The sequence below is a fragment of the Paenibacillus ginsengarvi genome (assembly GCF_003626695.1).
GTDB lineage: Bacteria > Bacillota > Bacilli > Paenibacillales > NBRC-103111 > Paenibacillus_AB > Paenibacillus_AB ginsengarvi.
The window spans coordinates 1-2,133 of the sequence record NZ_RBAH01000065.1 but is presented as its reverse complement, the minus strand read 5'-3'; the positions used below and the strand labels follow the sequence as shown (position 1 = coordinate 2,133).

The following is a 2,133-nucleotide window of genomic DNA, read 5'->3' as shown; positions in this document are numbered from 1 at the left end:
TGGCTCAGGACGAACGCTGGCGGCGTGCCTAATACATGCAAGTCGAGCGAATCCTTCGGGGTTAGCGGCGGACGGGTGAGTAACACGTAGGCAACCTGCCCGTAAGTCTGGGATAACTATCGGAAACGATAGCTAATACCGGATACGAAGAGAGAACGCATGTTCTCTTTTGGAAAGGCGGAGCAATCTGCCACTTACGGATGGGCCTGCGGCGCATTAGCTAGTAGGCGGGGTAACGGCCCACCTAGGCGACGATGCGTAGCCGACCTGAGAGGGTGATCGGCCACACTGGGACTGAGACACGGCCCAGACTCCTACGGGAGGCAGCAGTAGGGAATCTTCCGCAATGGGCGAAAGCCTGACGGAGCAACGCCGCGTGAGTGATGAAGGTTTTCGGATCGTAAAGCTCTGTTGCCAGAGAAGAACGCCGAGGAGAGTAACTGCTCTTCGGGTGACGGTATCTGAGAAGAAAGCCCCGGCTAACTACGTGCCAGCAGCCGCGGTAATACGTAGGGGGCAAGCGTTGTCCGGAATTATTGGGCGTAAAGCGCGCGCAGGCGGCTGTTTAAGTCTGGTGTTTAAGCCCGGGGCTCAACCCCGGTTCGCACTGGAAACTGGATGGCTTGAGTGCAGGAGAGGGAAGTGGAATTCCACGTGTAGCGGTGAAATGCGTAGAGATGTGGAGGAACACCAGTGGCGAAGGCGACTTCCTGGCCTGTAACTGACGCTGAGGCGCGAAAGCGTGGGGAGCAAACAGGATTAGATACCCTGGTAGTCCACGCCGTAAACGATGAGTGCTAGGTGTTAGGGGTTTCGATACCCTTGGTGCCGAAGTAAACACAGTAAGCACTCCGCCTGGGGAGTACGGTCGCAAGACTGAAACTCAAAGGAATTGACGGGGACCCGCACAAGCAGTGGAGTATGTGGTTTAATTCGAAGCAACGCGAAGAACCTTACCAGGTCTTGACATCCCCCTGAATATCCTAGAGATAGGGTAGGCCTTCGGGACAGGGGAGACAGGTGGTGCATGGTTGTCGTCAGCTCGTGTCGTGAGATGTTGGGTTAAGTCCCGCAACGAGCGCAACCCTTGATTTTAGTTGCCAGCACTTCGGGTGGGCACTCTAGAATGACTGCCGGTGACAAACCGGAGGAAGGCGGGGATGACGTCAAATCATCATGCCCCTTATGACCTGGGCTACACACGTACTACAATGGCCGGTACAACGGGCCGCGAAGCCGCGAGGTGGAGCCAATCCTAAAAAGCCGGTCTCAGTTCGGATTGCAGGCTGCAACTCGCCTGCATGAAGTCGGAATTGCTAGTAATCGCGGATCAGCATGCCGCGGTGAATACGTTCCCGGGTCTTGTACACACCGCCCGTCACACCACGAGAGTTTACAACACCCGAAGTCGGTGAGGTAACCGCAAGGGGCCAGCCGCCGAAGGTGGGGTAGATGATTGGGGTGAAGTCGTAACAAGGTAGCCGTATCGGAAGGTGCGGCTGGATCACCTCCTTTCTATGGAGTACTTCGAACCTGTCACGGTTCGGTACAAGAAGCGCAAGCTTCACCATCACTTGCATCGCTCGTTGCTCAGTTTTGAAGGAGTAAGAGGGGAAACCCGATTATTTCTTTCAATTCAATCCGTTTGGTGATGACGGCGGAGGGGATCCACGCGTTCCCATCCCGAACACGACCGTTAAGCCCTCCAGCGCCGATGGTACTTGGACCGCAGGGTCCTGGGAGAGTAGGACGTTGCCAAGCGGGTCCGTTTTTGCGGACTCACAAATGCATACATCATTGCGGGCCTTTAGCTCAGCTGGTTAGAGCGCACCCCTGATAAGGGTGAGGTCGGTGGTTCGAGTCCACTAAGGCCCACCATTGTCCTTATGAAGTGAAACCATCGTTAGCATAACCCGAAGAAAACCGGGGGCTCCCCGAAAGTATTCGGACTAGGCTGCGAAGGAAACCTTCACTTTTGGGGGACCGTCTGGGGCCATAGCTCAGCTGGGAGAGCGCCTGCCTTGCAAGCAGGAGGTCAGGAGTTCGATCCTCCTTGGCTCCACCAAAACGATTACTACAAACGCATAAACAAGCGAGAAAAAACTTCTTGCAAAGTGAGCTGCGGATGTGGTA

2 tRNA genes and 2 rRNA genes are annotated in these 2,133 nt (G+C 55.5%); all 4 read left to right on the top strand.

Annotated features, from left to right (window positions below):
* Nucleotides 1–1,515, top strand: a 16S ribosomal RNA gene (locus tag D7M11_RS36060); the annotation flags it as partial.
* Nucleotides 1,516–1,644: 129 nt separating this feature from the next.
* Nucleotides 1,645–1,761: ribosomal RNA gene (gene rrf, locus D7M11_RS36055) — 5S ribosomal RNA — on the top strand.
* A gap of 40 nt (nt 1,762–1,801) precedes the next feature.
* Nucleotides 1,802–1,878: transfer RNA gene (locus tag D7M11_RS36050), tRNA-Ile, on the top strand.
* A 111-nt stretch (nt 1,879–1,989) separates the two neighbouring features.
* Nucleotides 1,990–2,065, top strand: a tRNA-Ala gene (locus tag D7M11_RS36045).
* Nucleotides 2,066–2,133 lie beyond the last annotated feature (68 nt).